Source organism: Streptomyces sp. NPDC025273 (assembly GCF_040638585.1).
Lineage (GTDB): Bacteria > Actinomycetota > Actinomycetes > Streptomycetales > Streptomycetaceae > Streptomyces > Streptomyces cinereorectus.
Genome location: NZ_JBEZYP010000054.1, coordinates 1 through 1,422, shown reverse-complemented (window position 1 = coordinate 1,422; position 1,422 = coordinate 1). Strand labels below are relative to the sequence as shown.

The following is a 1,422-nucleotide window of genomic DNA, read 5'->3' as shown; positions in this document are numbered from 1 at the left end:
CCGCCTCCACCCCCGCCCAGGTAGTCCAGCGGGTTGACCCGGGTGCCCCCCGGGGTGATCAGGTGCCAGTGCACGTGCGGTCCGGTGGAGCTCCCGGAACCGGGGGCGCCGACCGCACCCCCGGACCGCCCCACCGTGGCGCCCTTGCCGACCGAGGCGCCGTTGGCCAACAGGAACTGCGACAGATGCATGTACTGGGTCCGGTACCCGTCGCTGTGGGTGATGGTCACCGTGTGTCCGCCCGTGCCGTTGTCCGGGATGTTGGTGACGATGCCGGCGCCGGCCGCCGGAAGTGCGGTGCCGACGGCCATCCCGTAGTCGAGCCCGCCCAGGGAGCCGCTGTTGAGGTGGTCCTGCCAGGTGCCGGTCATCCCGTAGCCGCTGAACGGGTTGTAGATGTCGAGCGCCTGGGCGGGGGTTCCCGAGAACAGCACGCCGCCGGCCGCCAGGCCGAGTGTGGTGACCGAGCCGCGGAGCAGCGCGCGGCGACTCATTCCGACGCGGCGTAGGCCCTCTCGGCCGTCAGTGGGCCCATGATTCTCGCACACAGTAACTCCCTTGCTGATAAAGCGAATTGGGCTGGTGGAGGAGCATGCGTCACGGTAGCCTACGCGCATAGATCTTGATAAGGGCATGTCACGTGGTCGCCTTGACCGGAGGATGCATGCGCAGGAGAACCTTGATCCGCGGCGCCGTGGCGACGGCACTGGCCCCGGCCGGAATCGTCACGGCCGCGGGCGCCTGGGCCGCCACCGGCCGGAGCCTCGCCCCGGCGGCCGAACTGCAGGGCATCGACGTCTCCAACTACCAACTCGGCATCGACTACGCCCGCGTGGCCGCGGAAGGCCGGAGTTTCGTCATCGCCAAGGCCGGCGGATGCCAGCTCGCGGAGGGTCCCTACGTCACCTCCTCCTACGCCGGTCATGTCGACGGTGCGCGTGCCGCGGGGCTGCGGGTGGGGCACTACTGGCTGTCGGGTGACTTCCTCACGCCCACCGCGGCCGCCGACTACTTCGTCGACCATCTGCACGACTACCGCGTCGGCGACGTGCTCGCGCTGGACGTCGAGGTGCTCGACGACTCCACGCGCCTGTGGGACGACACGGAGGTGTCCGCCTGGTTCAACCGCGTACGGGAGCGGGTGGGAACATACGTGCCCTGGTTCTACATCAGCACGGGAGCGCTGCGCGCCGGCACCTGGAGCCGTACCGTCGCCGCCGGTGCCCACCTGTGGGCGGCCTCCTGGGGTCCCAACGACGGCACCTGGCCCGGCCCGCCCGACCTGGGAGGCCGCTACCCCGACTGGGCCGCCCACCAGTACACCTCCGTGGGCACCGTCGCCGGAGTCACTCCCGTCGACCTCAACCTCGCCCGCCCTCGGGCCTTCGACCTCACGGAGCCGACCGACCCGCCCGGAGGGGA

Annotated in this window: 2 protein-coding genes; one reads left to right on the top strand and one right to left on the bottom strand. The window is 70.8% G+C overall.

From position 1 onward, the window contains the following. A partial coding sequence (locus AB0F38_RS31650; RefSeq protein ID WP_361900890.1) for a M23 family metallopeptidase occupies window positions 1-494 on the bottom strand: 494 nt, incomplete at its 3' end. Window positions 495-664: 170 nt separating this feature from the next. Here AB0F38_RS31650 and AB0F38_RS31645 point away from each other — a divergent pair. Further along, a partial coding sequence (locus AB0F38_RS31645; RefSeq protein ID WP_361900888.1) for a glycoside hydrolase family 25 protein occupies window positions 665-1,422 on the top strand: 758 nt, incomplete at its 3' end.